This is a genomic window from Streptomyces gelaticus, from assembly GCF_014649535.1.
Lineage (GTDB): Bacteria > Actinomycetota > Actinomycetes > Streptomycetales > Streptomycetaceae > Streptomyces > Streptomyces gelaticus.
In genome coordinates, this window is the sequence record NZ_BMTF01000010.1 from 82,337 (window position 1) to 107,318 (window position 24,982).

28 protein-coding genes and 1 pseudogene are annotated in these 24,982 nt (G+C 70.0%); 18 read left to right on the forward strand and 11 right to left on the reverse strand.

Translation table 11 applies throughout. From position 1 onward, the window contains the following. A pseudogene (locus IE107_RS34945) lies at positions 1-286 on the forward strand (hypothetical protein); the annotation flags it as partial. A 6-nt stretch (positions 287-292) separates the two neighbouring features. Further along, positions 293-1,201, forward strand: a complete 909-nt coding sequence (locus IE107_RS16865; RefSeq protein WP_189544593.1) for an SRPBCC family protein — start codon at positions 293-295, stop codon at positions 1,199-1,201. 212 nt (positions 1,202-1,413) lie between these two features. Here the strand turns inward: IE107_RS16865 and IE107_RS16870 are convergent, their stop codons facing one another. The 8 genes from IE107_RS16870 to IE107_RS16905 all read right to left on the reverse strand — a co-directional run bounded on the left by IE107_RS16870 (position 1,414) and on the right by IE107_RS16905 (position 5,288). Continuing rightward, positions 1,414-1,809: a gas vesicle protein K gene (locus IE107_RS16870; RefSeq protein ID WP_373302458.1), complete on the reverse strand. Its 396-nt coding sequence runs from the start codon at positions 1,807-1,809 to the stop codon at positions 1,414-1,416. Further along, positions 1,809-2,045, reverse strand: coding sequence for a gas vesicle protein (locus IE107_RS16875; protein ID WP_189544594.1), 237 nt, complete (start codon positions 2,043-2,045; stop codon positions 1,809-1,811). The genes IE107_RS16870 and IE107_RS16875 overlap by 1 nt, the downstream gene beginning before the upstream one ends. Continuing rightward, positions 2,042-2,848 (reverse strand): GvpL/GvpF family gas vesicle protein, encoded by an 807-nt coding sequence (locus IE107_RS16880; protein WP_189544595.1) that lies wholly within the window; start codon positions 2,846-2,848, stop codon positions 2,042-2,044. The genes IE107_RS16875 and IE107_RS16880 overlap by 4 nt, the downstream gene beginning before the upstream one ends. Further along, positions 2,845-3,306, reverse strand: coding sequence for a gas vesicle protein (locus tag IE107_RS16885; RefSeq protein WP_189544596.1), 462 nt, complete (start codon positions 3,304-3,306; stop codon positions 2,845-2,847). The genes IE107_RS16880 and IE107_RS16885 overlap by 4 nt, the downstream gene beginning before the upstream one ends. Positions 3,307-3,393: 87 nt before the next feature. Next, on the reverse strand, positions 3,394-3,645 hold the full coding sequence (locus IE107_RS16890) for a gas vesicle protein GvpG (RefSeq protein ID WP_189544597.1): 252 nt from the start codon (positions 3,643-3,645) through the stop codon (positions 3,394-3,396). Next, a complete protein-coding gene (locus tag IE107_RS16895) occupies positions 3,645-4,367 on the reverse strand; it encodes a GvpL/GvpF family gas vesicle protein (RefSeq protein WP_189544598.1) in 723 nt (240 codons plus the stop codon). The genes IE107_RS16890 and IE107_RS16895 overlap by 1 nt, the downstream gene beginning before the upstream one ends. A gap of 3 nt (positions 4,368-4,370) precedes the next feature. Continuing rightward, complete coding sequence (locus tag IE107_RS16900; protein ID WP_189544599.1) at positions 4,371-4,823, reverse strand: gas vesicle structural protein GvpA; 453 nt, start codon at positions 4,821-4,823, stop codon at positions 4,371-4,373. 81 nt (positions 4,824-4,904) lie between these two features. Continuing rightward, entirely contained in the window at positions 4,905-5,288 is a 384-nt protein-coding gene (locus IE107_RS16905; RefSeq protein WP_189544600.1) for a gas vesicle protein GvpO, read from the reverse strand. Between the two features lie 246 nt (positions 5,289-5,534). Between IE107_RS16905 and IE107_RS36135 the strand changes: the two genes are divergently transcribed. Together IE107_RS36135 and IE107_RS16915 are read left to right on the forward strand one after the other, a co-directional pair. Next, positions 5,535-6,053, forward strand: coding sequence for an iron-containing redox enzyme family protein (locus IE107_RS36135; protein WP_373302456.1), 519 nt, complete (start codon positions 5,535-5,537; stop codon positions 6,051-6,053). Positions 6,054-6,271: 218 nt separating this feature from the next. Next, entirely contained in the window at positions 6,272-7,957 is a 1,686-nt protein-coding gene (locus IE107_RS16915; RefSeq protein WP_189544601.1) for an enoyl-CoA hydratase-related protein, read from the forward strand. A gap of 22 nt (positions 7,958-7,979) precedes the next feature. Here the strand turns inward: IE107_RS16915 and hypB are convergent, their stop codons facing one another. Both hypB and IE107_RS16925 read right to left on the reverse strand, forming a co-directional pair. Continuing rightward, positions 7,980-8,714 (reverse strand): hydrogenase nickel incorporation protein HypB, encoded by a 735-nt coding sequence (hypB, locus tag IE107_RS16920; RefSeq protein WP_229867003.1) that lies wholly within the window; start codon positions 8,712-8,714, stop codon positions 7,980-7,982. A 54-nt stretch (positions 8,715-8,768) separates the two neighbouring features. Next, on the reverse strand, positions 8,769-9,098 hold the full coding sequence (locus tag IE107_RS16925; RefSeq protein ID WP_189544603.1) for a hydrogenase maturation nickel metallochaperone HypA/HybF: 330 nt from the start codon (positions 9,096-9,098) through the stop codon (positions 8,769-8,771). A 259-nt stretch (positions 9,099-9,357) separates the two neighbouring features. On the opposite strand from IE107_RS16925, the gene IE107_RS16930 reads away from it, so the two are divergent. Genes IE107_RS16930 through IE107_RS16990 form a run of 14 tightly spaced genes read left to right on the forward strand, consistent with a single transcriptional unit; the run spans position 9,358 to position 22,612 of the window. Next, on the forward strand, positions 9,358-10,413 hold the full coding sequence (locus IE107_RS16930; protein WP_189544604.1) for an NADH-quinone oxidoreductase subunit B family protein: 1,056 nt from the start codon (positions 9,358-9,360) through the stop codon (positions 10,411-10,413). 45 nt (positions 10,414-10,458) lie between these two features. Further along, positions 10,459-12,252, forward strand: coding sequence for a nickel-dependent hydrogenase large subunit (locus tag IE107_RS16935; RefSeq protein ID WP_189544605.1), 1,794 nt, complete (start codon positions 10,459-10,461; stop codon positions 12,250-12,252). After that, the gene (locus IE107_RS16940; protein WP_189544606.1) at positions 12,252-13,190 is read left to right on the forward strand and encodes a NifU family protein; all 939 of its coding nucleotides are present in this window, start codon (positions 12,252-12,254) and stop codon (positions 13,188-13,190) included. The genes IE107_RS16935 and IE107_RS16940 overlap by 1 nt, the downstream gene beginning before the upstream one ends. Continuing rightward, the gene (locus IE107_RS16945; protein WP_229867004.1) at positions 13,187-13,840 is read left to right on the forward strand and encodes a DUF5947 family protein; all 654 of its coding nucleotides are present in this window, start codon (positions 13,187-13,189) and stop codon (positions 13,838-13,840) included. Before IE107_RS16940 ends, IE107_RS16945 begins: the two co-directional genes overlap by 4 nt. Then, positions 13,837-14,484, forward strand: a complete 648-nt coding sequence (locus tag IE107_RS16950) for a DUF6084 family protein (protein WP_189544607.1) — start codon at positions 13,837-13,839, stop codon at positions 14,482-14,484. The genes IE107_RS16945 and IE107_RS16950 overlap by 4 nt, the downstream gene beginning before the upstream one ends. Then, the gene (locus IE107_RS16955; RefSeq protein WP_189544608.1) at positions 14,481-15,887 is read left to right on the forward strand and encodes a hypothetical protein; all 1,407 of its coding nucleotides are present in this window, start codon (positions 14,481-14,483) and stop codon (positions 15,885-15,887) included. The genes IE107_RS16950 and IE107_RS16955 overlap by 4 nt, the downstream gene beginning before the upstream one ends. Beyond that, positions 15,884-16,003: a DUF6893 family small protein gene (locus IE107_RS36140; protein ID WP_373302457.1), complete on the forward strand. Its 120-nt coding sequence runs from the start codon at positions 15,884-15,886 to the stop codon at positions 16,001-16,003. The genes IE107_RS16955 and IE107_RS36140 overlap by 4 nt, the downstream gene beginning before the upstream one ends. A gap of 32 nt (positions 16,004-16,035) precedes the next feature. After that, a complete protein-coding gene (locus tag IE107_RS16960; protein WP_189544609.1) occupies positions 16,036-16,218 on the forward strand; it encodes a hypothetical protein in 183 nt (60 codons plus the stop codon). Between the two features lie 7 nt (positions 16,219-16,225). Then, positions 16,226-16,756 carry a hydrogenase maturation protease gene (locus IE107_RS16965; protein WP_189544610.1) on the forward strand — a complete coding sequence of 177 codons (531 nt, stop codon included), beginning with the start codon at positions 16,226-16,228 and terminating at the stop codon, positions 16,754-16,756. Positions 16,757-16,758: 2 nt separating this feature from the next. Then, positions 16,759-19,311, forward strand: a complete 2,553-nt coding sequence (gene hypF, locus IE107_RS16970) for a carbamoyltransferase HypF (RefSeq protein ID WP_189544611.1) — start codon at positions 16,759-16,761, stop codon at positions 19,309-19,311. 57 nt (positions 19,312-19,368) lie between these two features. After that, the gene (locus IE107_RS16975; protein ID WP_189544612.1) at positions 19,369-19,665 is read left to right on the forward strand and encodes a HypC/HybG/HupF family hydrogenase formation chaperone; all 297 of its coding nucleotides are present in this window, start codon (positions 19,369-19,371) and stop codon (positions 19,663-19,665) included. After that, on the forward strand, positions 19,662-20,765 hold the full coding sequence (gene hypD, locus IE107_RS16980) for a hydrogenase formation protein HypD (RefSeq protein ID WP_189544613.1): 1,104 nt from the start codon (positions 19,662-19,664) through the stop codon (positions 20,763-20,765). Before IE107_RS16975 ends, hypD begins: the two co-directional genes overlap by 4 nt. Before the next feature lie 8 nt (positions 20,766-20,773). Beyond that, positions 20,774-21,862, forward strand: coding sequence for a hydrogenase expression/formation protein HypE (hypE, locus tag IE107_RS16985; RefSeq protein ID WP_308434238.1), 1,089 nt, complete (start codon positions 20,774-20,776; stop codon positions 21,860-21,862). After that, positions 21,863-22,612 carry a DUF6390 family protein gene (locus IE107_RS16990; RefSeq protein WP_189544614.1) on the forward strand — a complete coding sequence of 250 codons (750 nt, stop codon included), beginning with the start codon at positions 21,863-21,865 and terminating at the stop codon, positions 22,610-22,612. It begins immediately after the preceding gene. Between the two features lie 108 nt (positions 22,613-22,720). On the opposite strand, the gene IE107_RS16995 is transcribed toward IE107_RS16990, so the two are convergent. After that, positions 22,721-24,964, reverse strand: coding sequence for a serine/threonine-protein kinase (locus tag IE107_RS16995; protein ID WP_189544615.1), 2,244 nt, complete (start codon positions 24,962-24,964; stop codon positions 22,721-22,723). Positions 24,965-24,982: the final 18 nt, after the last annotated feature.

Here is a 24,982-nt window from a genome sequence, read left to right on the forward strand (position 1 = left end):
CGAGGAGGAGCCCGAGGAGGAGCCCGAGGAGGAGCCTGCCGCAGAAGCCTCCCAGGCGCGGGGCAGAGCGGAACGTGGCAAGAAGGCCGGCAAGGCCTCGGGGAAGAAGTCTGCCGGGCGCACAGGGAACGACGGGCAGGGGGGCGACCGCCGACAAGGAACGGCCGGGAAAACGGCCCCTTCCGACAAGCGCCCGGCCAAGAAGACCACCGGAAAGACCCCTTCGCGGCAGAAAGCCCCTGCCACCCGCAAGAAGGCTTCACCACGCGCCGAGCACGGGAGGTGACCGATCATGGCAAAGCTGGCACAGGAAACTGCGGGTTCGGGGCTCGACCGGCTCCGCGACGAAATGGCCGACTACGTGGCGGCCCGCATCGGAATCCTGGCGGAGCAGACGAGCGACAAGCTGCTCGACGTGACGGACCGGCTCACCGACGCCGCGGCAGACGGCGGAACGCTCACGCACGTCGCAGCGGGTCTCCTGCGCGGCAAATCCCCTCTGAAGGCGGCGCTGTCCGGGGTGGCGACGAACGTCAAGGACAAGCTCATGAACACAGCGGGGACCGCTCTCGGCGGTGGCGGTGGCAAGGGGCACGGCGACCGGAAGGTCACCAACATCATCGAAGTGATCGATGTGGGCGTTCCGCTGCGCACCGCCTACGACCACTGGACGCAGTACGAAAAGTTCAGTGGCTTCACCAAGGGGGTTCGCGACGTCTCGTCGGCCGATGAGTCGACAAGCGACTGGAAGGTCAAAGTGGGCCCCTCGTCGCGGGCGTGGAAGGCGACGGTACAGGAACAAGTACCTGACGAACGGATCGTCTGGACGTCCGAGGGAGCGAAGGGCACGACGCGAGGCGCTGTGAGTTTCCACGAGCTGACCCCCGGCCTGACACGCATCGTGCTGGTGGTCGAGTACTACGCGTCGGGACTGTTCGAGAAGACCGGGAACCTCTGGCGCGCGCAGGGTCGAAGACTGCGCCTGGACCTCAAGCATTTCCAGCGCCACGTCACCCTCAGCGACGAACCGCCCGAGGGCTGGCGCGGTGAGATCCGTGACGGCGAGACGGTGCGCACCCACGAGGAGGCCGTCGAGGACGAAAACGAGGACGAGTCCGAAGAGGCGGACGAAGAAGAAGCGGAAACGGAGGGCGAATGGGAGGCGGACGACGCAGCGGACGAGGACGAGGAGGAGGCATGAGTCCTCGGGCCCACCGGCGCACGCCTGAGGTTGCTCGACGAATCGTCCTGGACTCCCCGCCGACGGAGTGAGCCGGGCCCCTCCCGACACTTGACAGTGGCACACGCATGGCGCCACAGGCTGTCTTCGGTGTGCGGGTGGCCGAAGACAGCACGGTGCACGTACGGTTGCCCTGAGCGGGCCGCAGCGGTCAACCTCGCGGCCCCCGCCGGTCACTCGGTGGGCGGCAGCAGGTTTCCGAGTGGACCGAGGTCCAGATTGAGGTCGCTCATCGAAAGGCCGTACTGAGCGCAGAGTTCGGTCATGCGGTCGTGCAGGATCATCAGCGTCGCTCCGAGTCGCTCCTCTTGTTCCTCCGTGAGGTCTCCCGCGTCGACCCTGCGCAGAGCCTGGCGTTCCATGAGCTGCCGCAACAGTTCGACGAGGGTGAGCACGAGTCTGATGAGGTCGCGTTCGACCGTGTCGGGGTCCGCTGTCACCCGGTGGGCCGGCGGCCGGGGGCCGCTTCGGGCGTTCCTCTTCGTGGCGGGAAGGGCGCGCAGGGCACGGTCGGCGGCTTCCGAGATCTCCTCGAAGCGACCACGGGACATACGCCGGTCACCGTTCATCATGGTCTCCTGCGGGCGGGAAGCGCGTTCCACGGGCTGAGGTTCTCTTCACTGATGGACACGATCAGCGAACGCAGGGAGATACGGACGAGGTCGATGTCGGCGATGGACAGCACGATGTCCCCGGTGAGCACGACACCGCCGGCGAGCAATCGGTCCAGCAGGTCGATCAGCGCCACCTGCCGGTCGGGGAGCGGCTCCTCGTCCGGTACCGGCGGTCCGTCCACCGGTCTCATGGGGCGGCGTCCGTGCGGCCCTGCGGCAGGTCCGCGGCGGCGAAGGAGTACGGGGCCCACGGGCCCGTGATCTCGACGCGCACGCCCGTGAAGCCGTCCGCCGCCTGAGCCACCTCGGCCCGGAAGTCCTCCGCGTCCCGTAGCGGCACGAGGTAGGCGTCGTTACTGACGTTCTGACCCGTCCTGGGCCCCAGGGCGCCCTGCTGCGGGCGGTGTCTGACGCGCCCGACCGCGTGGGCCCGGGCAGCGGACTCGATGCGGCTCACGGCTTGCCCGGCTCGGCGGTAGGCGTCCTCACGGGCGTTCCGTCGGTCCCTTCGACGGCTGAGGTAGGCCCGGCCGGGACTCAGCTCCGCGGCCGGCGGGTCCTGCGGAGTTCCCGAGGACGGCTCGTCGACGAAGACCTTGACCCCCCATTCGGCTCGGGAGGTCAGCTCGTCGAGACGGGAGGCGAACCCGTCGCAGCCGTCCGCGAGAGCGGAACGCACGCGCTCGTCGTCACGATAGAGCGTCACCAGGCGAAGCGGCAGGACGGTGGTGCGTCCGGCCAGTGCCTCGACCACCCGGTGGTGGGCCCGTGCGGTGCGCTCCACCCAGTCCAGGTCCTCAAGGTGTCTGCGCAGTGACTCCTCGTCGAAGTCGTTGGAGGGAACCGGGCTGACGGCGACCACCAGGCCGTCGCAGTCCTCCGTACGCACCAGGCGCACCGGCGCCCCGGAAACTCCGAAGACGCCCGTCAGCGCTTCGTGCAGCGCCCCGTCGTCGCGGGCGACCGCGTAGGCGTAGCTGATGGCGACAGTCATGGTTCACCCCGCTCCTCGACCCGTCGCCGGTCCTGCTCGCCGGGCGAAGTACGGCGGGCAGCGTCGGAGATCTCCCGCGCTCCGTCCGTCAACACCTCGTCCGTGCCCACCTCCGTGCCCTGGTGCAGGGCCTCGATCTCGGCTCGCAGGCGCTTGTTCTCCTCGATGAGGGAGCGGTGGCCCTCGTGAGCACGGGAGGAGAGCGACGGGTCGTGCTCCCACCAGTCGATGCCCATCTCCTTCGCCTTGTCCACCGATGCGACCAGCAGACGCAGTTTGACGGTGAGCAGTTCGATGTCCAGGAGGTTGATCCGTATGTCGCCCGCGATGACGATGCCCTTGTCCAGGACGCGTTCCAGTATGTCCGCGAGGTTGGCGGAGGATCCCTGGGCGTACGGTCCGTAGGAGGACGACCGGGACGGCACGTCGCCCAGCCTCCTGGCAACGGGTTCGGTCACGACGGCTGCACCTCGATTCCTGCTGCTCCGGCACATCGGCGGATGCGCCCGGTTGCGGTTCGTCGGGTGGAGGACGCTGCGTCGGGCTCAGCCGCCGCTGCCCCGGCCACGGGCTCTGATCTCGTCCAGCCGGTCCAGCAGTTCGTCCTCGCGCCGGTCGAAGGTCTCCTCGTCGATCTCCCCCGCCAGGAGCCGCCGTTCGAGGGCTGCGAGTTCCCGTTCCACGGGCCCGGGGTCGTAGTACTCGTTCTCCGCCGCCTGGACGACACGCTCGATCACCCAGGCCGCCCCCCGCACGGGAGCCAGCGGGAGCGTGACGAGTTGAGTGAGTACTCCCATCACGTCTCCTGGACGAAGCTGTACGCGGCCAGGGGCCCGCGCAGCCGCAGGTCGTAGTCCGGGCCGAGCTCCTGGGCGAGCTCCTGTTCGGCGATGCGGAAGGGCTTCTCCTGCTCCCGGTTCACCAGGAAGGAAACATTGAGGAAGTCGTCCCCGGCCGGCGGCGACACATGCCTTTCCTGTGCGAAGCCGCAGAGCGCGTCCACGATGGCGTCGGCCGTGCGGCTGTGCCGGACCTCGACTTCACCGGCCACCAGTTCCCCGAGCGCAAGCGGGACTTCCGGACTGTGACGGCCACTCCTCATCGCGTCGTTGAGCCTGCGCGCCTCCTCGGACTCGCCCAGGATCTGCCGCAGCAGCGCGCTCTCGTCCTGGCTCGCCTTCAGGTTGTACTCGACACAGTCGTCCAGGGCCCGGAGGCGTCCGAGGAACCAGTCACCCCGCTCCTCCAGGACGGTGCGCACCGCGTCGTCGTCCGTCGTGGTGAAACCGAACTGGAGCGGAAGAACGGTTCCGTCGCCCATCAGGTGCTCCTGTACCGCCTGGTGGGCGGCGAGATCCCGCCGTTTCGGCCGAAGTCCTTCGGGGGCGTCGCTGACGACCGCGCACAGCTCGTCCGTACGCACCGTCCGGAGCGCTGCAGGCGGGTCACCCACTCCTACCATGCCGTCCAGGCGTTGTGGATGCTCCTTGGCGACGATGGTGTACACATACACGGCCACGGCTCACTCCTTCCGGCGCCGAGCGGCGGAGCGGCGCCTCGGCCGTTCCCGCAACTCCTCGACCTCTTCAGCGTCCTCGTCCTCCTCGTCGTCCCCCCGGCCCCGCGCGAGGGCGTCGCCGATGACTTCGGCCGCCCCGGTCAGTGCGCCCTTCGCCTTGCCGTGCGCACCGCCCTCGGTCACTTCTCCGACCAGATCGGTCAGCTGGGAGGGCGCCTTGCGCCCCGTTTCCAGATCGAGGCGGTTGCACGCCTCCGCGAAGCGCAGGTAGGTATCCACGCTGGCCACGACCACGCGGGCGTCGACCTTGAGGATCTCGATGCCCACCAGGGAGACGCGCGCGAAGACATCGATGACCAGGCCGCGGTCGAGGATCAGATCGAGGATGTCGTACAGATTGCCGGAGCCTCCGCCGCCCGGGGCGAGAGTTCCTCCGCCTTGCGGCACCACAGTCATGAAGTGCCTCCTTTCGGCGGCTCCCCTGGCCGGGGCACCGCCATGTCGCTCTTCTGTCGGATGTACCGAAGGTCTTCACGGTCAGCCACCGCGGTCCACCTGGCCCCGCGTGTAGCGGCGGGTGCGCTCGTACTCCACCAGCTCGCCCTCCGCGTCCAGCCGGACCCGGTAGCTCGCCATCACACTCGTCGTGGTGGGCACACGCTCCAGCTCCAGGACCTCTACGTCCGCCTGCCAGCCCTCATCCATGGGCCTGATGGCCGAGACCGATTCCGGAGCCCGTCCCAGCAGCTCCCGCAACTGGTCAGCCGCACATCGCATGGCCTGCGGCGCCGACACGCCACGGCCCTTCCGTTCGGTTCGGTTCGTCCGTCCCGAGTCCCGTGAGCCTTCGGCTCTCCTCGCCGCCTTTCCACCGGACGGCTGCCCGGGGCGCCGGGTCTCGTCTTCTTCGGCTGCGGCCATGGTCACTCTCCGTAGACGGAGGCAGCACATTTCCCCTTCTTGCACCAAAGGCGCTACTTCATGATATAGGGCTTTCTTTCAGGTCTCAGCGGGCAGCTGCCCCGACCGGAATCCTTGCCGTTGCCCGCACCGGACAGCCTTCGTCCGCAGTCGCCGCACTGCGCTGGAGATGCGGGGATCCGCACACACGACGAGCATCGATGATGGATGCGGTTGCTCGGACCCGAACGGCCGGAGGGAAGCGCGATGTCCGAGAACCGCAACAAGCCGGTACTGCCCCGGCAGGGCCGTTGTCGTCGGCCGTGTCCGCGGCCCTGCGGGCACGGTCCGCGCTGCCCAACAGCGCCCCGGTGGGCCCGGCCGACCGTTGCGGCGACGAACTGCCCCTACCGGGGCTTCGACGCGGTCGACCGGGATGGAAGTGGGGTACCGCGCTCCTCTCGGCCCGCGCCTCGCTGGAAGACCGCTTCCTCACCGACTCTGCGGCCGTTCAGCGGACGCCCGGCGGCCGCCGAACGGCCCACTGGCCGATCTACAGGTCCAACCCGTCGTCGGTACGGGTGGCGTACCGGAATTCCTCGCGGACACGGCACGCTCGGCGACCTCCGCGAGTACGCGAGGCAGCGTTCCCTCCATCACCTCAAGGAGGCCGATCCGCATGCCTGGGTACTGCCGCGGCTCAGCGGACGCGCCAAGGCGGCAATGGCCGCAGTGGAGTCCGACGAGTTCGGGGGCGGCAGAGCCGACCGCGTACCTGACGGTTGACATGGTCACATTCGTGTCCGTCAAGTTCCGTTGAGGCCACCGTCAGGGTAGCGGGCGCGAGCTCTTCACATGGCAGACCGGAGCAGGGCGCCTCGGCTCCCCGTCCGCTGTGTGCACTTCGAGTGAATTGCCGGCTTGTTCCCGCCGAGTGAGTCCCGCTCAGCAGGCGTCCACGCTCACGCTCGGTCAGGACGGACCGCAGCCACCGGGAGATCGCCGTGCACATCCTGCTTGTCGCAAGCGCCTTCAACAGCCTTACCCAACGTGTCCAGGCGGAGCTGAGGGACCACGGGCACTCCGTTGCCGTGCAGCTCGCGCACGAGGAAGACCCCGTCCGGGAAGCCGTCCGCCGGGAGTGCCCGGACCTTGTCGTGGCGCCGTACCTGAAAACCGCGATCCCGAGGGACGTCTGGTCGGTCCACACCTGTCTCGTCGTCCATCCGGGGCCGGTCGGTGACCGTGGGCCCTCCTCGCTGGACTGGGCCGTCCACGAGGGAGCGGACAGCTGGGGCGTCACCGTGCTTCAGGCGAACGCGGAGATGGACGCGGGCGACGTCTGGGCGTCCGTGGCCTGTCCGTTGCCCCCTGTGGGCAAGAGCGACCTGTACCGCAACGAGGTCTCGGACGCCGCTGTGGAGGCGGTGCTCCTGGCGGTCGGACGCTTCGCCTCGGGGACGTACACCCCTTCGCCGCAGGCCCCCGGAGACGGCGAACGCTGCCGCCCTCTGTTCCCTCAGTCGCTGCGCCGCATCGACTGGCAGTCGGACTCCACCGCGACGGTGGTCCGCAAACTCAGGGCGGCGGACTCCCAGCCCGGTGTGCTCGACGAGTTCCTGGGCGGAGAGTGGTTCCTGCACGGCGGGTATCCCGAGTCCCGGCCGGGCGGGCGTCCGGGGGATGTGGTGGCCACCCGGGACGGCGCGATCTGCCGGGCGACCACCGACGGCGCTGTGTGGATCCCCGAGCTGCGGCCCCGGCGGGCGCCGGGCGGCCCGGCCACCTTCAAGCTCCCCGCCACCTCGGCGCTGGCCGGGAGGCTGTCCGGCGTACCCGAGCGGCCGGCTCCCCTGCACCGCACCGGGGACGACAACACCTGGTCCGAGATCGGCTATCGCGAGGAGGCCGGGACGGCCTTCCTGTCATTCTCGTTCCGTGGCGGCGCGATGAGCACTGCGCAGTGCCAACGCCTGCTGCGCGCCTACCGGTTCGCCTGCTCCCGGCCCACCTCGGTGCTGGTCGTCGGCGGCGGCCGGGACTTCTTCTCCAACGGCATCCACCTCAACGTGATCGAAGCAGCGGCCGATCCCGGCGCCGAGTCCTGGGCCAACATCAATGCCATGGACGACCTGGTGGAGGCGGTGCTGACCTCCACGGACCGGCTCGTCGTCGCCGCCCTGGCCGGGAACGCCGCGGCGGGCGGCGTGATGCTGGCCCTCGCCGCCGACGAGGTGTGGTGCAGGGCGGGCGCGGTGTTCAATCCGCACTACCGACTGATGGGACTGTACGGATCGGAGTACTGGACGTACACGCTGCCGCGGCGGGTGGGCGCGGCAGCGGCCGACCGGCTCATGCGGGACGCCCTGCCGGTCAGCTCCACCGCGGCCCACCGGCTCGGGCTGATCGACAGGGTGATCCCGTGCGCCCCTCAGTCGTTCGACTCGGAAGTCGGCGCCCTTGCCACTCGCCTGGCAGCCCTGCCCGCGACGCAGTCCCGGATCCACGCGAAGAAGTCGGAGCGGGACCGGGTCGACCTGACCCCGTACCGGGAGGCCGAACTCGTCCGCATGCACCGCATCTTCGCGGACCCGCACCACCCGTACCACGAGCTGCGCCGGGCCTTCGTCCGCAAGGAGCGCCCCGCGTCCGGCACCGCGGTCCCGCCACCCCCGTCCCCCCGGGACTGACCACGGTGCGGCGACGGAGCGGCTACTGCTGCTCCGTCAGCCAGTCGTACCAGTGGGCCAGGCCCTCGCCGGTGGTCGCGGAGACCGTCAGCACACGCACGTCCGGGTTCACGGAGCGCGCGTGCTGCGCGCACTGCTCCACGTCGAAGTCCACATAGGGCAGCAGATCGGACTTGTTGATCAGGACCAGGTCGGCGACGGCGAACATGTACGGGTACTTCAGCGGCTTGTCCGTACCCTCGGTGACCGAGATGATCACGACCTTGCTGCGCTCCCCCAGGTCGAACAGGGCGGGGCACACCAGGTTTCCGACGTTCTCCACCATGAGCAGCGAGCCCTCGGCCGGGGACAGCGCCGTGAGGGCCTCCCGCATCATCTCCGCGTCGAGATGGCACCCCGCCCCGGTGTTCACCTGCACCACGGCGCAGCCCGTACCCCTGATCCGGTCGGCGTCGAGCCTCGTCTCCTGATCGCCCTCGACGACGGCCACGGGCCGGCGGCCGCCGAGATCGGTGACGGCACGTTCCAGCAGGGTCGTCTTGCCTGCGCCCGGCGAGCTCATCATGTTCACGGCCACGATGCCGCGACCGGTCATCCACGTCCGGTTGCGCTCCGCGAGCAGGTCGTTCTTGGCGAGTACCTTCTGCTCGACGGTGACGGTCTCACCGGCTCCGCTCGGCCGACGACACCCGTGCGGATGAGGGTGCGGGTCCGGATGCGGATGTCCGTGGTCCGGTGCATCGTCCTCCCTCAGCATCACGATCCTGGTCCCACCGGACTCCTCGGCACAGCCGCAGGTACCGCACATGGTTCAGCCCACTTCCATGGAGACGATCTGCAGTTCCTGCCCCGATGTGATCTCCACATCCGCGCTGCCGCAGGAGCACAACAGAATCAGGTCGGTCAGGGTGAATTCGACGGCACAGGTACGGCAGCGGCCGGCGCCGGGCGGCTGGTCGATCTCCAACTGCGCCCCCTCGGCGGCCGTTCCCTCCGTGACCAGGCCGAAGCAGAACCGCATCGAGTCGGGCACCACGGCCGTGAGCACGCCGACGCGGACACGGACCGATCGGACCGGACGCCCTCCGGCGCGCTCGCACACCGCGTCGACGACGCTCTGTGTGATGGCCAGCTCGTGCACCGGTGCCTCGTCCTTCCGCAGGTGGATCCGACCGTAGGGCCACGGAAGGACCGTGGCGCCGCCCGACGGGACCGGTCCCCCGTCCGTATCACCCGAGCGGCCGACCGCATGCCATCATTCGGCCCCCGGTGACAAGGCGGAGCGGCGAATTCCCCTGTTGCCGGTGCCCGCGAATCGAGGCGTGATGGTAGCAATGTGCGCATAGCCACCTGTGGGGGCCGATGGCCGGTAGGCCGTCATCCTGAAAGGCGACACTGCCATGCCGACAGAGGAAGCGGTAAAGGCGGAGGACACACTGATCCATGTGCTGTGGATCAACGCAGGACTGAGCTGTGACGGCGATTCCGTCTCCCTGACCGCCGCCACGCAGCCGAGCATCGAGGAGATCGCCCTCGGCGCCCTGCCGGGACTTCCGCAGGTCGCCGTCCACTGGCCGCTCATCGATTTCGAGTGCGGCCCGAACGGCGGTTCCGACGATTTTCTCGAATGGTTCTTCAAGGCCGATCGCGGAGAACTGGAACCGTTTGTTCTTGTGGTCGAGGGATCCATTCCCAACGAGCGTTTGCACGACGAGGGTTACTGGTGCGGGTTCGGCAACGATCCCGCCACCGGCCAGCCGATCACGACCAGCGAGTGGCTCGACCGGCTGGCGCCGAAGGCGACCGCGGTCGTCGCGGCCGGCACCTGCGCGACGTACGGCGGCATCCACGCCATGGCGGGCAACCCGACCGGCGCAATGGGGGTTCCCGACTACCTGGGCTGGGGCTGGAAGTCCAAGGACGGCATCCCGATCGTGTGCGTCCCCGGGTGCCCGATCCAGCCGGACAACCTCTCGGAGACGCTCACCTACCTGCTCTACATGGCCACCGACCAGGCACCGATGATCCCGCTCGACGACGCGCTGCGGCCGACGTGGCTGTTCGGGTCGACGGTCCACGAGGGCTGCGACCGGGCCGGGTACTACGAGCAGGCCGACTTCGCGACGGAGTACGACTCGCCGAAGTGCAGCGTCAAGCTGGGCTGCTGGGGCCCCGCGGTCAAGTGCAACGTGCCCAAGCGCGGCTGGATGGACGGCATCGGCGGCTGCCCCAACGTCGGTGGCATCTGCATCGGCTGCACCATGCCCGGGTTCCCGGACAAGTTCATGCCGTTCATGGACGAGCCGCCCGGCGGGAAGCTCTCGACCAACGCGGTCGGGCTGTACGGGTCGACGATTCGGCGGCTGCGCCGACTCACCACCCACGCCCTGGACCGCGAACCGAAATGGCGTAGGCCCGGCAGGAAACTCACGACCGGCGCCACACGCACCTGGTGAGTGCCCCCGTAGACCAACGCAACGGACAGAAAGAAGAGGCGGCCAATGACCGCGACTCAGCACAAAGGTGCCAAAGGCGGCCAGGGCAAGAACGACCTGGTCGAAATGGCGTGGGATCCCATTACCCGGATCGTCGGCAGCCTGGGTATCTACACGAAGATCGACTTCAAGCAGAAGGTGGTTGCCGAGTGCCACAGCACCAGCTCCATCTTCCGGGGCTATTCGGTCTTCATGAAGGGAAAGGATCCGCGGGACGCGCACTTCATCACGAGTCGCATCTGCGGAATCTGCGGTGACAACCACGCCACGTGTTCCTGTTACACGCAGAACATGGCGTACGGGGTGAAGCCGCCGCACCTCGGTGAATGGATCGTGAATCTCGGCGAAGCCGCGGAGTACATGTTCGACCACAACATCTTCCAGGAGAACCTGGTCGGGGTCGACTACTGCGAGAAGATGGTCGCGGAGACCAACCCCGGGGTGCTGGAACAGGCCAACCGCACCCCCTCCCCGCACGCCGACGCACACGGATACAGGACGATCGGCGACATCATGCGATCGCTCAACCCGTTCACCGGCGAGTTCTACCGCGAGGCGCTCCAGGTCAGCCGGATGACCCGGGAGATGTTCTGCCTGATGGAGGGCCGGCACGTCCACCCCTCCACGCTCTATCCCGGCGGGGTCGGCACGGTGGCGACCGTCCAGCTGATGACGGACTACATCACCCGCCTCCAGCGGTACGTCGAGTTCATGAAGAAGGTCGTGCCGATGCACGACGATCTCTTCGACTTCTTCTACGAAGCCCTGCCGGGGTACGAGCAGGTCGGCAACCGCCGCATCCTGCTGGGCTGCTGGGGCTCCTTCCAGGACCCGGAGCACTGCAACTTCGAATACAAGGACATGACCGACTGGGGCCGGAAGATGTACGTCACCCCCGGTGTCGTCGTCGACGGGAAGCTGGTCACCACCGACCTGGTGAAGATCAACCTCGGCATCCGGATCCTGCTCGGTTCGTCGTACTACAACGACTGGGACGAGCAGGAGACCTTCGTCTCCCACGATCCGCTCGGCAATCCGGTCGACCGGCGCCACCCGTGGAACCAGCACACCAACCCGCAGCCGCAGAAGCGGGACCTGGACGGCAAGTACAGCTGGGTCATGTCGCCCCGGTGGTTCGACGGCAAGGACTATCTGGCGCTCGACACGGGCGGCGGGCCGCTCGCGCGGCTGTGGACCACCGCGCTGGCCGGTCTGGTCGACATCGGCTACATCCAGGCCACCGGCCACAGCGTGAAGATCAACCTCCCCAAGACCGCCCTCAAGGGGCCGGTGGAGCTGGAGTGGCACGTCCCCAAGTGGAGCAACACCATCGAGCGCAACCGGGCACGCAGCTACTTCCAGGCCTACGCGGCCGCCTGCGCGCTTCACTTCGCGGAGCAGGCGCTCGCGGAGATCCGCTCGGGGAACACCAAGACCTGGGAGAGGTTCGAGGTGCCCGAGGAGGGCGTGGGCTGCGGGTTCTCCGAGGCGGTCCGCGGTGTGCTCTCCCACCACATGGTGATCCGGGACGGCAAGATCGCCAACTACCACCCGTACCCGCCGACTCCATGGAACGCCAGCCCCCGCGACACCTACGGCACACCCGGCCCCTACGAGGACGCCGTGCAGGGCCAGCCGATCTTCGAGGAGAACGACCGGGAGAACTTCAAGGGCATCGACATCATGCGCACAGTGCGCAGCTTCGACCCCTGTCTGCCCTGCGGTGTGCACATGTATCTCGGCGAGGGCAAGAAGCTGGAACTCCTGCACTCCCCCACCCAGTCCGCGGGCAGTGAGTGATGGCGCGGGAGGAGTCCTCGGCCACGCCCTGGCGGACGACCGGTGAACGCATCGACGCGCTGATCGCCGCCAGCGGTTCGGGCGGCGCGAGCGCCCGCGAACGCAGCGAGGAACTGGTGCGGCTCGTCTCCGACTTCTACGGTGCCGGGCTGGAACGGCTGCTCGGCCTCGTGCACGAGCAGGGGCGGCTGGACGACGACGTCCTGGCCGCCCTGGCCGCCGACGAGCTGGTGGCCGGCGTCCTGTTGGTGCACGGGCTGCATCCCTACGGCGTGGAGACCCGGGTCGAGCAGGCGCTGGAGAGCGTACGACCGTATCTGGGCTCGCACGGTGGTGATGTGGAACTGCTCACCGTCACCGACGAGGGCACTGTCCGGTTGAGGCTGCTGGGCAGTTGTGACGGCTGCCCGTCGTCCTCGGTCACGCTCAAACTGGCCGTGCAGGGTGCTGTGGAGGCGGCGGCGCCGGAGATCACCTCCATCGAGGTCGAGACCCCGGCCGACGAGGACGCCGGGGCAGCGGGACCGCTGGTACCGGTGGACTCGCTGTTCGCCCGGCTGCACGCGGAGCACGGGACGGCCGGCGACGGCGCGTCGTGGGAGGTCGTGCCCGAGCTGTCGGGACTGGAGTCCGGCGCCGTGGCCCGGGTCGGTGTCGGCGCGATGCAGATGGTGGCCTGCCGGGTGGGCACGGATCTCTTCGCCTTCGAGGACCGGTGTGCGCGCTGCGAGCGGCCGTTCGAGGGTGCCACGCTGGCGCGGCGACTGGGCGGTCGGTCCGGGGACGCGATCCTGCGCTGCGCCGGCTGCCGGGCGCACTACGACGTGCGGCGGGCCGGGGTCTGCCTCGACGGGGACCCTGTGCACCTGACCCCGCTGCCCCTGCTGTCGGACGGTGCCTCGGTCTCGGTGTCGGTCCCCGCGGCGGTGGCGCCGTGATCGCCGCCGGCCGTTCCGTCTCTCCGGTCTCCACCCTGCTGCGGCTCACGCGCAACCGGCCGCGGCCGCCCGCCGGTGAACGCTGCGAGATGTGCGCGGAACCGATCGGCGAGAACCACCCCCATGTGGTGAACCTCGACAGCCGTGCCCTGATGTGCGGCTGCCGGGCCTGTTATCTGCTGTTCACCGACGAGAACGCGGAGCTGCGCTACCGGGCGGTCCCCGAGCGCTATCTGAACTTCGCCGGGCTGACCGTGGACGGGCGTGCCTGGGACGAGTTGCAGATTCCCGTGGGGCTCGCCTTCCTGTTCCGCAACTCCGCCCAGGACCGGATGGTTGCGTTCTACCCCGGGCCCGCCGGCGCCACCGAGTCGGAACTGCCGCTGGACGCCTGGGCGACCGTCGTCGAGTCGAGCCCGGAACTCGCCGTGCTGCGTCCGGACGTGGAGGCGCTGCTGATCCGGCGTACGGCGGAGAACGAGAGTTCGTGCCATCTGGTGCCGATCGACGCCTGCTACGAACTGGTGGGCCAACTGCGCACGCTGTGGCGCGGGTTCGACGGCGGGCCCGAGGCCCGTACCGCGATGGACGGCTTCTTCGCACAGGTGGCGGACCGCAGCCGGCCCGCCACGGGGAGCGGGGCGCCGTGAACGACTTCGCGTTCTCCGTGCTCGACGTCGTCGCCGAGCCGTACGCGGCCGCTCCGCAGCTGACCGCGCGGCTGCGGATCGAGGAGCGGACGGGCCGGCGGATCCACGCCATCGCGCTGCACTGCCAGGTCCGCATCGAACCGCAGCGGCGCCATTACGACGAGGCCGAACAGAGCGGTCTGGTGGCGTTGTTCGGCGGCCGGGACCGCTGGACGGACACCCTGAAGCCGTTCCAGTGGATGAGCTGCGACACCACCGTGCAGGGATTCAGCGGTGCGACCGAGGTCGATCTCGCGCTGCCCTGCACGTATGACTTCGACGTGACCGGCTCCCGCTATCTGCACGCCCTGGGCGAGGGTTCAGTGCCCCTCGCCCTGATGTTCTCCGGCACGGTCTTCACCCGTGGCAGCAAGGGCTTCGGGGTCGAGCAGGTGCCGTGGGGCTGCGAGGCCCGGCACCCGATGCCGGTCGAGGTCTGGCGACGCATGGTGGCGGCGCACTACCCGAACACCGGGTGGATCCGGCTGGACCACGAGGTGCTGGCACGCTTCGCGGACTTCCGGGCCCGGCGCGGGCTGATCAGCTGGGACGAGACGGTCCAGGCCCTCCTGGCCGAGCACGAGCACGACGGGGTGGTCCTGTGAGTCTTGACCAGGTGCGTTCGATCGCCGACGCCGTCCTGTACGAGGGATACCTCCTGTACCCCTACCGGGCGAGCTCGCACAAGAACCGGTCGCGCTGGCAGTTCGGGGTCCTCGGTCCGCCGCGCGCCACGGCGGCGAGTTTCGGCGAGGAGCCGGAGATGGAGATGCAGTGCCTGCTTGCACCGCACGAGGGGCCTGCGGCCGTCACCGTGCAGCTGCGCTTCCTCCAGCTCCAGGTCCGCGAGGTGCGGAGCATCGGCGAGGACGGGGTGGACGTGCCGGTCGAGCAGCTCACCGTCGACGGGGAGTCGGTGATGTCCTGGGACGAGGCCGTCGAGCGTGAAGTCGTGCTGGCCGAACTTCCGTTGGGCGAGGTGGCGGACACCGTCCACGAGGTTCCGGGCGGCGCGGACACCGAGCCGGTGACCGACGCGCGGGGCGTGGTCGTGGGCCGGATCGTGCGACGGCGGCTGCCGTTGGCGGTCCGGGTCCGCGTGCGTGTATCCGTCGTCGACAACGGATACACGCGCCTTTCGGTGGCGGTGCGCAACGAGCATCCGGAGCCCGCGGCCACCAAGGACGCCGCGATCCGGTCCTCGCTGATCGGCGCGCATCTGCTGCTGCGGGCACACGACGCCGAGTTCGTCTCGCTGCTCGAACCGCCCGCCGGGGCGGCAGCGGCCGCCGGCCGTTGCCGGCAGCACAGGTGCTGGCCCGTGCTGGCCGGACCGAACGGGACGAAGGACACGCTGCTCGGTGCGCCGATCATCCTGTACGACTACCCGGAGGTCGCCGAGCAGAGCCCCGGAGCTCTGTTCGACTCGACCGAGATCGACGAGATCCTGACCCTCCGCGTGATGACCATGACGGAGGAGGAGAAGGCGGAGGCCAGGGCCACCGACCCCCGGGCCCGGGAGATCATCGACCGGTGCGACGGCATGTCGCCCGCCGGCCTCCAGCAGTTGCACGGCCTGCTGCGCGATCCGCACCCGCCGCGGTCCGCGGCCCCCGTGGGCCCGGCGGCCGACAACCGGGATGCGGGGCCCGCCGCCTTCGACACCGCGGGCGCCCCCTGGTGGGACCCGGCCGCCGACGCCTCGGTACGGCCCGGGAGCGACTCGGTCGTGATCGACGGGGTCCGCGTGGCCGGCGGCAGCCTGGTCCGCGTCCACCCCTCCCGGCGGGCGGACGCTCAGGATCTGTTCTTCGCCGGCCAGGTGGCCCGGGTGACCGAGGTTCTCTCGGACGTGGACGGTGGTACGCACATCGCCCTGGTCCTCGTCGACGACCCCGCGTCGGACCTGCACGACTGGTACGGCCGCTACTTCTACTTCGCGCCCGACGAGTTGACACCCCTGAGCGTCGAGGAGACGGCGCAGCACCGAGAGGAGAACCGATCGTGAAGACCCTGGGCATCATCACCGCCGGAGCGGCCGCGGCCGTGGCGGTCGTCGCCGTGACGGTCGGGATCAAGTCGATCCCCGACATCCGTCGCTACCTGCGCATCCGTTCGATGTGATTCCCGATCCGAAAGTGAGCAGGGAGCAACCCATGGCGGACCCACCGGAGAAGAACAGTGGCGCCGAGGAGGAGACGCAGGAGGAACGGGGCCCGAAGGTGACCCGCGGCACCGGCTCGGACCGGCCGCCGCGCACCTCGGGCGGACGCTCCGGCACCTCCGTACAGCCGGAGAGAACTCAGGATCCGCCCGCCTTCCAACCGGGGGGCGGCTGAGCCGAGGATGACGAAGGAACCCGACACGGCCGCCCGGGTGCTGGTCGCGGGCATCGGCAACCTGTTTCTCGGCGACGACGGCTTCGGCCCGGAGGTCGTGCGCCGACTGGCCCGCGACGGCGGGTTGCCCCCGCAGGTCCGGCTGGTGGACTACGGCATCCGCGGCATGCATCTCGCCTACGACTTGCTGGACGGGTACGGGGCGCTGGTTCTGGTCGACGCGTACCCGGGGGGTGGCGCCCCCGGGGAGGTGACGGTGCTCCGCATCGATGTGGACGACCTCGGTTCGGGTGAATTCGACGCACACGGCATGAATCCGGTTGCCGTCCTGGCAAATCTGGGTCAACTGGGCGGTACGCTTCCGCTCACCTACCTCGTCGGCTGCACACCCGCCGGAGTCGAGGAGGGCATCGGGCTCAGCGAAGCCGTCGACAGCGTGGTGCCCGAGGCCATGCAGGCAGTGCACACCCTGGTCCGGCAGCTCGTGCCGTCCCTACCGAACGCATCCGTGAACAGCACCGAACCCCGGAGATCCTGATCATGTGCCTAGGCATTCCTGGCCGCGTCGTGGAGATCGTGGACGGGTATGCGGGCCAGCTGGCTCTGGTGGACGTGGAGGGCGCCAGGCGCCGCGTCAACATCGGCATGCTCGACGAGGCGCCCGGTCGTGACGACTGGGTGCTTCTCCACATGGGCTTCGCCGTCGAGCTCATCGACCGGGCGAAGGCCCGGGAGGCGCTGTCGGGGCTGGAGATGATGGGCCGCGGCCGGGAGCAGCGGATCCGGCGCAGATTCGAGGTGCGCGGCGTCGTGCAGGGCGTGGGATTCCGGCCCTTCGTCTATGCCACCGCCTCGGAGCTGCTGCTCACGGGCTCGGTGTCGAACACCGGCGACGGGGTGCTCGCCGAGGTCGAGGGAACGGCCGGGGCCGTGGAGGAGTTCGGCCGCCGTCTTGACGCCGACGCCCCACCGCTCGCGGTCGTCGAGGACGTGCGTACGAGTGAACAGCCGATCCGCGGCGGAACGGGCTTCACCATCGAGCGGTCCAGCGCTTCCGACCGGGCCAGGACGCTGGTCTCGCCCGACATCGCCACCTGCCGGGACTGCCTGGAGGAGCTGAACGACCCAGCGAACCGGCGCTACCGCCATCCCTTCATCACATGCACGCACTGCGGCCCCCGGTTCACGATCGTCACCGGCCTGCCGTACGACCGCGCCGCCACCACGATGGCGGACTTCGAGATGTGTGGGGCCTGCCGGGCGGAGTACGAGGACCCGCTCGACCGGCGCTTCCACGCCCAGCCGATCGCCTGCCCCGACTGCGGGCCGCGGCTCGAACTCGTCGGCAAGGAAGGCGTGGTCCCGTCCCTCGAAGCGGACGCGCTGCGGACCGCGCGGCAGCTTCTCGCCGAGGGCGGGATCATCGCGGTGAAGGGCCTCGGCGGCTACCACCTGGTGTGCGACGCCCGCGACGACGCGGCCGTGGCGGAGCTGCGCCGACGCAAGCAGCGCGGTGGCAAACCGTTCGCGGTGATGGTGCCCGGCCTCGACGTCGCGCGTGAGCTGGTGACTCTCACGGCGGACGAGGAGGAGCTCCTGAGCGGTGGGCGCCGGCCGATCGTCCTGCTCCCCCGTCGCACTGCCCGGCCCGGGGCGGGGGTGTCCGACGCCGTGGCGCCCGGCAGCACCCACCTCGGACTGCTGCTCCCGTACACCCCGTTGCACGTCCTGCTCTTCGGGATCGGTGACGACCGGCCGGGGCCGGACGCTCTCGTGATGACTTCGGCCAATCTGTCGGGCGAGCCGATCGTCACCGACGACGGCGACGCGCTGACCGTCCTGGCACCGCTGGTCGATGCCTGGCTGCGGCACGACCGGCGCATCCATGTGCCGTGCGACGACTCGGTCAGCCGCTGGGCCGCCGGTGCCGAGCTGCCGCTGCGCCGGTCGCGCGGATACGCCCCGCTGCCGCTCGCGCTGCCCTTCGACGTGCCTCCGACGCTCGCCGTGGGCGCCGACCTGAAGAACACCTGCGCACTGGCCGAGGGTCGCTACGCCTGGCTGAGCCAGCACATCGGCGACATGGACGACCTGTCCACGGTCGACGCCCTGACCCGCACCGAGAAACATCTGGAGGACCTCACCGGGGTGGCGCCCAGCCGGCTGGTGGCCGACCTCCACCCCGGCTACCACTCCGGTGGCTGGGCTCGCGCCCACGCGGCCGGGCGGCCGGTCCGTACCGTGCAGCACCACCACGCGCACATCGCGTCCGTGATGGCGGAGCACGGCCTGGGCACGGACGAGCGCGTGATCGGCATCGCCTTCGACGGCACCGGCTGCGGCGCCGACGGGGCGGCCTGGGGCGGCGAGGTCCTGGTGGCCGGCTACGCCTCGTTCAGCAGGGCCGCGCACCTGGGTTGCGTACCGCTGGCCGGGGGCGACGCGAGTGTGCTGCGGCCGTACCGGATGGCCCTCGCACATCTGCACGCGGCCGGCATCCCCTGGGACGACGGCATGCCCGCGGTCCGCGCCTGCCCGCCCGCCGAACGCGACGTGCTGGCGCATCAGTTCGCAACCGGATTCGGCTGCGTACCCACGTCGGGCATGGGCCGGCTCTTCGACGCGGTCGCGTCCCTGGCCGACGTCCGGCACGTGGTGGCGTACGAGGCGGAGGCGGCCATGGAGCTGGAAGGGCTGGCCCGTACCGCGGCAGCCGGCCCCGCGGCGTCGGAGGACGGCTACCGCTTCGGCATCCGGCCCGGGAACAGGGAGGAACCCGCCGTCGCTGATCCGGGCCCGGTCGTCCGGTCCGTGGTGTCCGATGTTCGGGACGGCGTTCCGGCCGGGCTGATCGCCGCGCGGTTCCACGCCGCCGTCGCCGCTCTGACCGCCCGCCTCGCGGACCTCTGCCGCACGCGCACCGGACTGTCCACCGTGGCGCTGGGCGGCGGCGTCTTCCAGAACGCCGTACTGCTCGACGCGACTCAACACGCCCTGACCGAACGGGGCTTCACCGTCCTGCGGCCGCGCCTGCTCCCCCCGAACGACGGCGGGATCGCCCTCGGCCAACTCATGATCGCCGCATCGGGCTGACGTTGCCGCACGACCGTACCGCCGTACCTCAAGAGGGATCCACAGAGGAGAGGGACCATGTGTCTGGCTGTTCCGGGGCGTGTCCTCAGTACCGCCGAAGTCGACGGCACCGTGATGGCCGAGGTCGACTTCGGCGGGGTGCGAAAGGAGGTGTGCCTCCAGTACATCCCCGACGTGACCGTCGGTGAATACGTCATCGTGCACGTCGGTTTCGCCATCCAGCGCCTCGACGAACGGTCGGCCCTGGACACCCTCGCCGACTTCGAGCGGCTCGGCATCCTGGCCGAGGAGTTCGGGGACGGCTTCGAACCCGCAACCCTACAAGGTGCGTCCCCCGAAGGAGTCGGCCGGTGAAGTACCTCGACGAGTTCAGTGACCCCGATGCAGCGAAGAAGCTGATCGACCGGATCCACGCGACCACCACGCAGAAGTGGGCGCTGATGGAGGTCTGCGGCGGCCAGACCCACTCGATCATCCGGCACGGCATCGACCAACTGCTGCCGGACGGTGTGGAGATGATCCACGGACCGGGGTGTCCCGTCTGCGTCACCCCGCTGGAGACCATCGACCGGGCGTTGGCCATCGCCGCCCGCCCCGGCGTCATCTTCTGCTCGTTCGGCGACATGCTCCGTGTGCCCGGCAGCAGCCAGGACCTCTTCTCCGTCAAGAGCGCCGGCGGCGACGTACGTGTGGTGTACTCGCCGCTCGACGCGCTGAAGATCGCCCGGGAGAATCCTGACCGCGAAGTCGTCTTCTTCGGGATCGGTTTCGAGACCACCGCCCCCGCGAACGCCATGACGGTGTACCAGGCCCAGCGGCTCGGGGTGCGGAACTTCTCCCTGCTGGTGTCCCATGTGCTGGTGCCGCCCGCGATCGCCGCGATCATGGAGTCCTCGACGTGCCGGGTACAGGCGTTCCTCGCCGCAGGCCACGTGTGCAGTGTGATGGGTACGGCCGAGTACCCGCCGCTGGCCCGGAAGTACAAGGTGCCGATCGTGGTCACCGGCTTCGAACCGCTGGACATCCTCGAAGGGGTCCGCCGGACCGTCGTCCAGCTGGAGGCGGGCCGGCACGAGGTGGAGAACGCCTACCCCAGGGCCGTGCGCGAGGAGGGCAATGTGCCCGCCATGGAAATGCTCGCCGATGTCTTCGAAGTGACCGACCGGACCTGGCGCGGCATCGGGGCGATTCCCCGCAGCGGCTGGCGGCTCTCCGAGAAGTACCGGGCGTTCGACGCCGAGCAGCGGTTCGACGTGAGCGGCATCCACACCGCCGAGTCGTCGCTCTGCCGCTCGGGCGAGGTACTCCAGGGCCTGATCAAGCCTCACCTGTGCGAGGCGTTCGGCAAGGAGTGCACGCCGAGGAACCCGCTCGGCGCGACCATGGTGTCGTCCGAGGGCGCGTGCGCCGCGTACTACACCCACCGCCGCCTCGAACTGGTCGATGTGAAGTGACTGACGCGATGCATGACGTGACCGCCATGGCGAACGATGTGCCCGACCTCGACTTCGAGGGATGGGCCTGCCCAGTACCGCTGCGGGACATCCCGTCCGTCGTCATGGGCCACGGGGGCGGCGGTGCGATGTCCGGTGAGCTGATCGAGCACCTGTTCCTGCCCGCGTACGGTGCCGCGGCCGCCGCCGATCTCGGTGACTCGGCCGTCCTGACGGTCGGCTCCGGCACCCGCCTCGCCTTCTCCACGGACTCGTTCGTGGTGAAGCCGATGTTCTTCCCCGGCGGGTCGATCGGTGACCTGGCGGTGAACGGTACGGTCAACGACCTGGCCATGTCGGGTGCGACGCCCCTGTTCCTGTCCACCGCCTTCATCCTCGCGGAGGGCACCGCGCTGAGCGACCTCGGCCGGATCGCGCAGGCCGTGGGCCGGGCCGCCGAGGACGCCGGCGTACGCCTGGTCACCGGGGACACGAAGGTCGTGGAGCACGGCAGTGGTGACGGCGTCTACCTCAACACCTCGGGCATCGGCGTGATCCCTGCAGGCGTCGACATCCACGCGCGCCGGGCGCTCCCCGGCGACGCCGTGCTCGTCAGCGGCGACATCGGCGTGCACGGTGTGGCCGTGATGAGCTGCCGGGAGGGCCTCGAATTCGGTACGAGGGTGGAGAGCGACACCGCCGCACTGCACGGACTGGTCGCCGCCGTGCTCGCCACCGGTACCGACCTCCATGTGCTCCGGGACCCCACGCGCGGGGGCGTCTCGGCCTCGCTGAACGAGATCGCCCGCGCCTCGGACGTGGGCATCGAACTGGTCGAGCGGCTGCTTCCCGTACCGCCCGCGGTGCGCGACGCATGCAGCCTGCTCGGGCTCGACCCGCTCCAGGTGGCCAACGAAGGAAAACTGATCGCGATCGTCCCCGCCGAGGACGCGGAACGGGTGCTGGCCGCCATGCAGGCCCATCCCCTGGGCCGGTCCGCCTGCCGGATCGGCAGCTGCGTACCGGATCACGCCGGGATGGTCGTGGCGAAGACAGGGCTGGGCGGGAGCCGGGTGATCGGGCTACCGATCGGCGAACAACTACCGAGGATCTGCTGAGTGAGTGCCGAGGGCGCCCTGCTGTTCGCGCGATACGCCTACCCGCCCAACGAGCTCGGCTACTGCGGTCCGGCCGACGCGGCGGCCCTCCTGCGCCGTGACGCGACCGCCGACATCGAGCGGCGGGCCCGGCGGTTCGAGGGGGCCTGGTGCTATCTCCAGTTCCTCGCGGAGACGGCGGGGCTGGTGGACCCGCTCGACGTGCGGGTGGTCGAGGCGTACTGGATCGGCAATGAACTGCTGGACCGGGCCGATCCCGCCGCTCTGGTGGAGCGCATGACCGACCGGTTCCGGGGGCAGCTCGGTGGCACCTGGCGCGACGCCGGGCGGCGCGCCCTGGCCCATCACAGCTTCCAGGTGTTCGAGGTGTATCCGTGGGCCCCGATGCTGCGGTCGACGGGCCATCCGACCGCCCTGTCCGTGCTCGACCAGTGCCGCATCCGTACGGGGGTGGTCGTGGCCGCCGACAGGGACAACGCGACCGTCCGGTCACGCCCGCTGTGCTGGGACGGTGCGGGGCTGGCTGTCGGCGCGTGGCGGGAGGAGACCGTACGTTGCTCGGCCGGTGGACTGACGTTGCTCGACGGGCTCTCCGCAGGCGACCGGGTGGCACTGCACTGGGACTGGGTGTGCGATGTGATCACCGACGAACAGGCCGGGCGCATCGAACTCCTTGAGGAGCGCCGGCGCACCGGCTCGGGCTTGTCGTCCCCCGAACCGGGCACCGGCGGCCACGGCGCTCCGGGCTGATGTCCGACGGCCCGGTCGATCCATGACGCAGCTGGTCGGCATGGCCATAGCGCCCGCTCACTCCTCCGCCATGCGCAGGACAGCGGTCGGCGTCCGGTGCCGCCCGGGTCAGCCCGCCTTCGGCGGCTTCTGCGTGTCGAAGGCGAAGAGAGTGTTCTTGGCCGCGGCCACGATCACCGCACGCCCCGCAACGGTCACGCGCGGGCTTGCCCCCTGCTCGCCCGTCAAACCATCGACCTGCGGGTCGGTCGTCCACAGGGGTTTGCCATCGTGCGGCGACAACGCGACCACCCGGCCGGTGGCCGAGCTGAAGTACAGCGCGTCGGCTCCCGCAGCGGGACCCGACGCACCCTCCACGCCGGTCTGCCGCGACCACTTCTTCCGCCCTGTTGCGGGATCGAGCGCTGTGACGAGACCGGTCTGCCCGCTCACGTAGACGGTGCCGTCCGCCATGCCGGGCGTCCCCACGTAGGTCTCGGCGAGCCGGGAGTACGTGACCTTCCGCGAGGCCGGGTCGACCCGCGCCACCCCGTCGTAGCCGGCCAGCGCCGTCCCCTCCATGTGTACCTGAAGGAGCACGAGCCTGCCGTCGGCGACGCCCATCGGGACGGCGGGGCCGTTGACCGCGATGGGCCTGCCCAGTTTTCCCGAGGCGCGGTCGAGCGCGTGCAGGGTGGGGTGGCGCACCTCCAGACCATCCACCTCCGCATCCGTCGCGCACATCGCGAAAAGCTGGTGGCCCACCGGGACGGGAGCGCACTGCGTACCCGTCGGGAACGACGTCGTCCAGGCGACCTCACCGCTGTGCGCGTCCCGGGCTTCGAAGCGGGAGTTCGAAGCGTCGACCGTCACGACGGCGGAGCCGGTCACAACGGCGTCCTGAGTCCGCCCCGTGACGGCCTGCGACTGAGCGCCGGACGGCACGGACCACAGCTCCCGGCCGTTGTCGGCGTCGATGGCAACCACCTCGCTGGGAGGGCCCTGCGGGGCGTCCTGGTCGGCGAAGCGGTATCCGAGCACCGTGTCGTCGGTGGCGCCCACCAGGTGCATGCCCTGGACGGGGACGCCCGGGCTCTTCGCCGTCCACACCCGCGAGCCGTCCTGGGCCCTGATACGGGTCGCGACAACACCGCCGCCCCCGCAGAACAGCGCGTCGCCGCGTGCGACGCAACGCAGCTCGTCGGGGATGTCCTCGCGACCGCCCTGCACAGTCTTGCGCCACGGCTCGAAGCCGTCCGGAAGTGCGACACCCGGCACCGCTGCGTTGTTGCCCTTGTCGCCGCCGTTGTTCCCCCCGAAGACGCCCGCCTCCAGTGCGGCGGCTCCCCCGCCGATCGCTGCCACCGCGACCGCGGCCGCGAGCACGGGACGCCATCGGCTGCGCAGACGGCGGCCGATGGGGGCGCCGGTGCTCCCTGTACCGGGCCCGGCCGGGGCTGCGGTCGGGGCAGTCGGCGCCGGGGTGGCCCGCGCCGCGAAGTCATGCTGGGTGATCATGTCGCGGGTGCGGCCCGCGACGACCCCGTTCGCATCGGTCCCGCCGAGGTCGGCCGGCAGGTCCCGCAGCAGCACGAGGAGTTCGTCCGCCGAGGGGCGTCCCTCGGGCTCCTTGTCCAGGCACGACTCGACGACCGCGCGCAAAGCCACCGGCACAGCACCCAGCGACGGCTCCTCGTGCACCACCTGATATGCCGTCATGTACGGGCTGTCCGCGTCGAAGGGCCCGTGGCCCGTCGCCGCGTACACCAGCAGCGTCCCCAGCGAGAAGACATCGGACCGCGGCCCCACACCACGCGGCGCCTGCAACTGCTCCGGTGACATGAAGGGCGGCGTACCGATGACCCGTCCTGTCATCGTCAGGGTCTGCTGGTCCACGGCGCGCGAAATGCCGAAGTCGATGACGCGCGGGCCCTCGGGCGAGAGCACGACGTTCGAGGGCTTCAGGTCACGGTGGACGACCCCCGCCCGGTGGATGTCGCGCAGCGCCTCCGCCAGCCCGATGGCGAGCCTTCTCAGCTCCGCTCCGTTCAGCGGGCCCTCCGCGGCGATGTGCTGGGCGAGCGTGTGTCCCTCGATATAGGTCGTCGCCATCCACGGCTGCTCGGCCTCAGGGGCGGCGTCGACCACGGCGGCGGTGAACGCGCCGCTCACCCGCCTCGCCGCCGCCACCTCCTGCCGGAAGCGGATGCGGAACTCGTCGTCCCCCGCGAACTGCTGGTGGATCAGTTTGATCGCGACAGGTCGCCCCGAGCTCGTACGGGCCAGAAAGACCGTGCCCATGCCACCCGAGCCGAGCCTCGCCTCAAGCGGGTAGCCGCCGATCTCGGCCGGATCACCTCCGCGCAGCGACACTCTTCCCGACCTCCCGTC

What these genes read in the sequence shown, in the direction of transcription:
- IE107_RS16880 (WP_189544595.1), bottom strand. Translation starts at nt 2,848, where the DNA reads ATGACTGTCGCCATCAGCTACGCCTACGCGGTCGCCCGCGACGACGGG.
- IE107_RS16890 (WP_189544597.1), bottom strand. Translation starts at nt 3,645, where the DNA reads ATGGGAGTACTCACTCAACTCGTCACGCTCCCGCTGGCTCCCGTGCGG.
- IE107_RS16905 (WP_189544600.1), bottom strand. Translation starts at nt 5,288, where the DNA reads ATGGCCGCAGCCGAAGAAGACGAGACCCGGCGCCCCGGGCAGCCGTCC.
- IE107_RS16875 (WP_189544594.1), bottom strand. Translation starts at nt 2,045, where the DNA reads ATGAGACCGGTGGACGGACCGCCGGTACCGGACGAGGAGCCGCTCCCC.
- IE107_RS16975 (WP_189544612.1), top strand. Translation starts at nt 19,369, where the DNA reads ATGTGTCTGGCTGTTCCGGGGCGTGTCCTCAGTACCGCCGAAGTCGAC.
- hypF (WP_189544611.1), top strand. Translation starts at nt 16,759, where the DNA reads ATGTGCCTAGGCATTCCTGGCCGCGTCGTGGAGATCGTGGACGGGTAT.
- IE107_RS16870 (WP_373302458.1), bottom strand. Translation starts at nt 1,809, where the DNA reads ATGAACGGTGACCGGCGTATGTCCCGTGGTCGCTTCGAGGAGATCTCG.
- IE107_RS16900 (WP_189544599.1), bottom strand. Translation starts at nt 4,823, where the DNA reads ATGACTGTGGTGCCGCAAGGCGGAGGAACTCTCGCCCCGGGCGGCGGA.
- IE107_RS16960 (WP_189544609.1), top strand. Translation starts at nt 16,036, where the DNA reads ATGGCGGACCCACCGGAGAAGAACAGTGGCGCCGAGGAGGAGACGCAG.
- IE107_RS16930 (WP_189544604.1), top strand. Translation starts at nt 9,358, where the DNA reads ATGCCGACAGAGGAAGCGGTAAAGGCGGAGGACACACTGATCCATGTG.
- IE107_RS36135 (WP_373302456.1), top strand. Translation starts at nt 5,535, where the DNA reads ATGTCCGAGAACCGCAACAAGCCGGTACTGCCCCGGCAGGGCCGTTGT.
- IE107_RS16940 (WP_189544606.1), top strand. Translation starts at nt 12,252, where the DNA reads ATGGCGCGGGAGGAGTCCTCGGCCACGCCCTGGCGGACGACCGGTGAA.
- IE107_RS16965 (WP_189544610.1), top strand. Translation starts at nt 16,226, where the DNA reads ATGACGAAGGAACCCGACACGGCCGCCCGGGTGCTGGTCGCGGGCATC.
- hypE (WP_308434238.1), top strand. Translation starts at nt 20,774, where the DNA reads ATGCATGACGTGACCGCCATGGCGAACGATGTGCCCGACCTCGACTTC.
- IE107_RS16935 (WP_189544605.1), top strand. Translation starts at nt 10,459, where the DNA reads ATGACCGCGACTCAGCACAAAGGTGCCAAAGGCGGCCAGGGCAAGAAC.
- IE107_RS16865 (WP_189544593.1), top strand. Translation starts at nt 293, where the DNA reads ATGGCAAAGCTGGCACAGGAAACTGCGGGTTCGGGGCTCGACCGGCTC.
- hypB (WP_229867003.1), bottom strand. Translation starts at nt 8,714, where the DNA reads ATGCTGAGGGAGGACGATGCACCGGACCACGGACATCCGCATCCGGAC.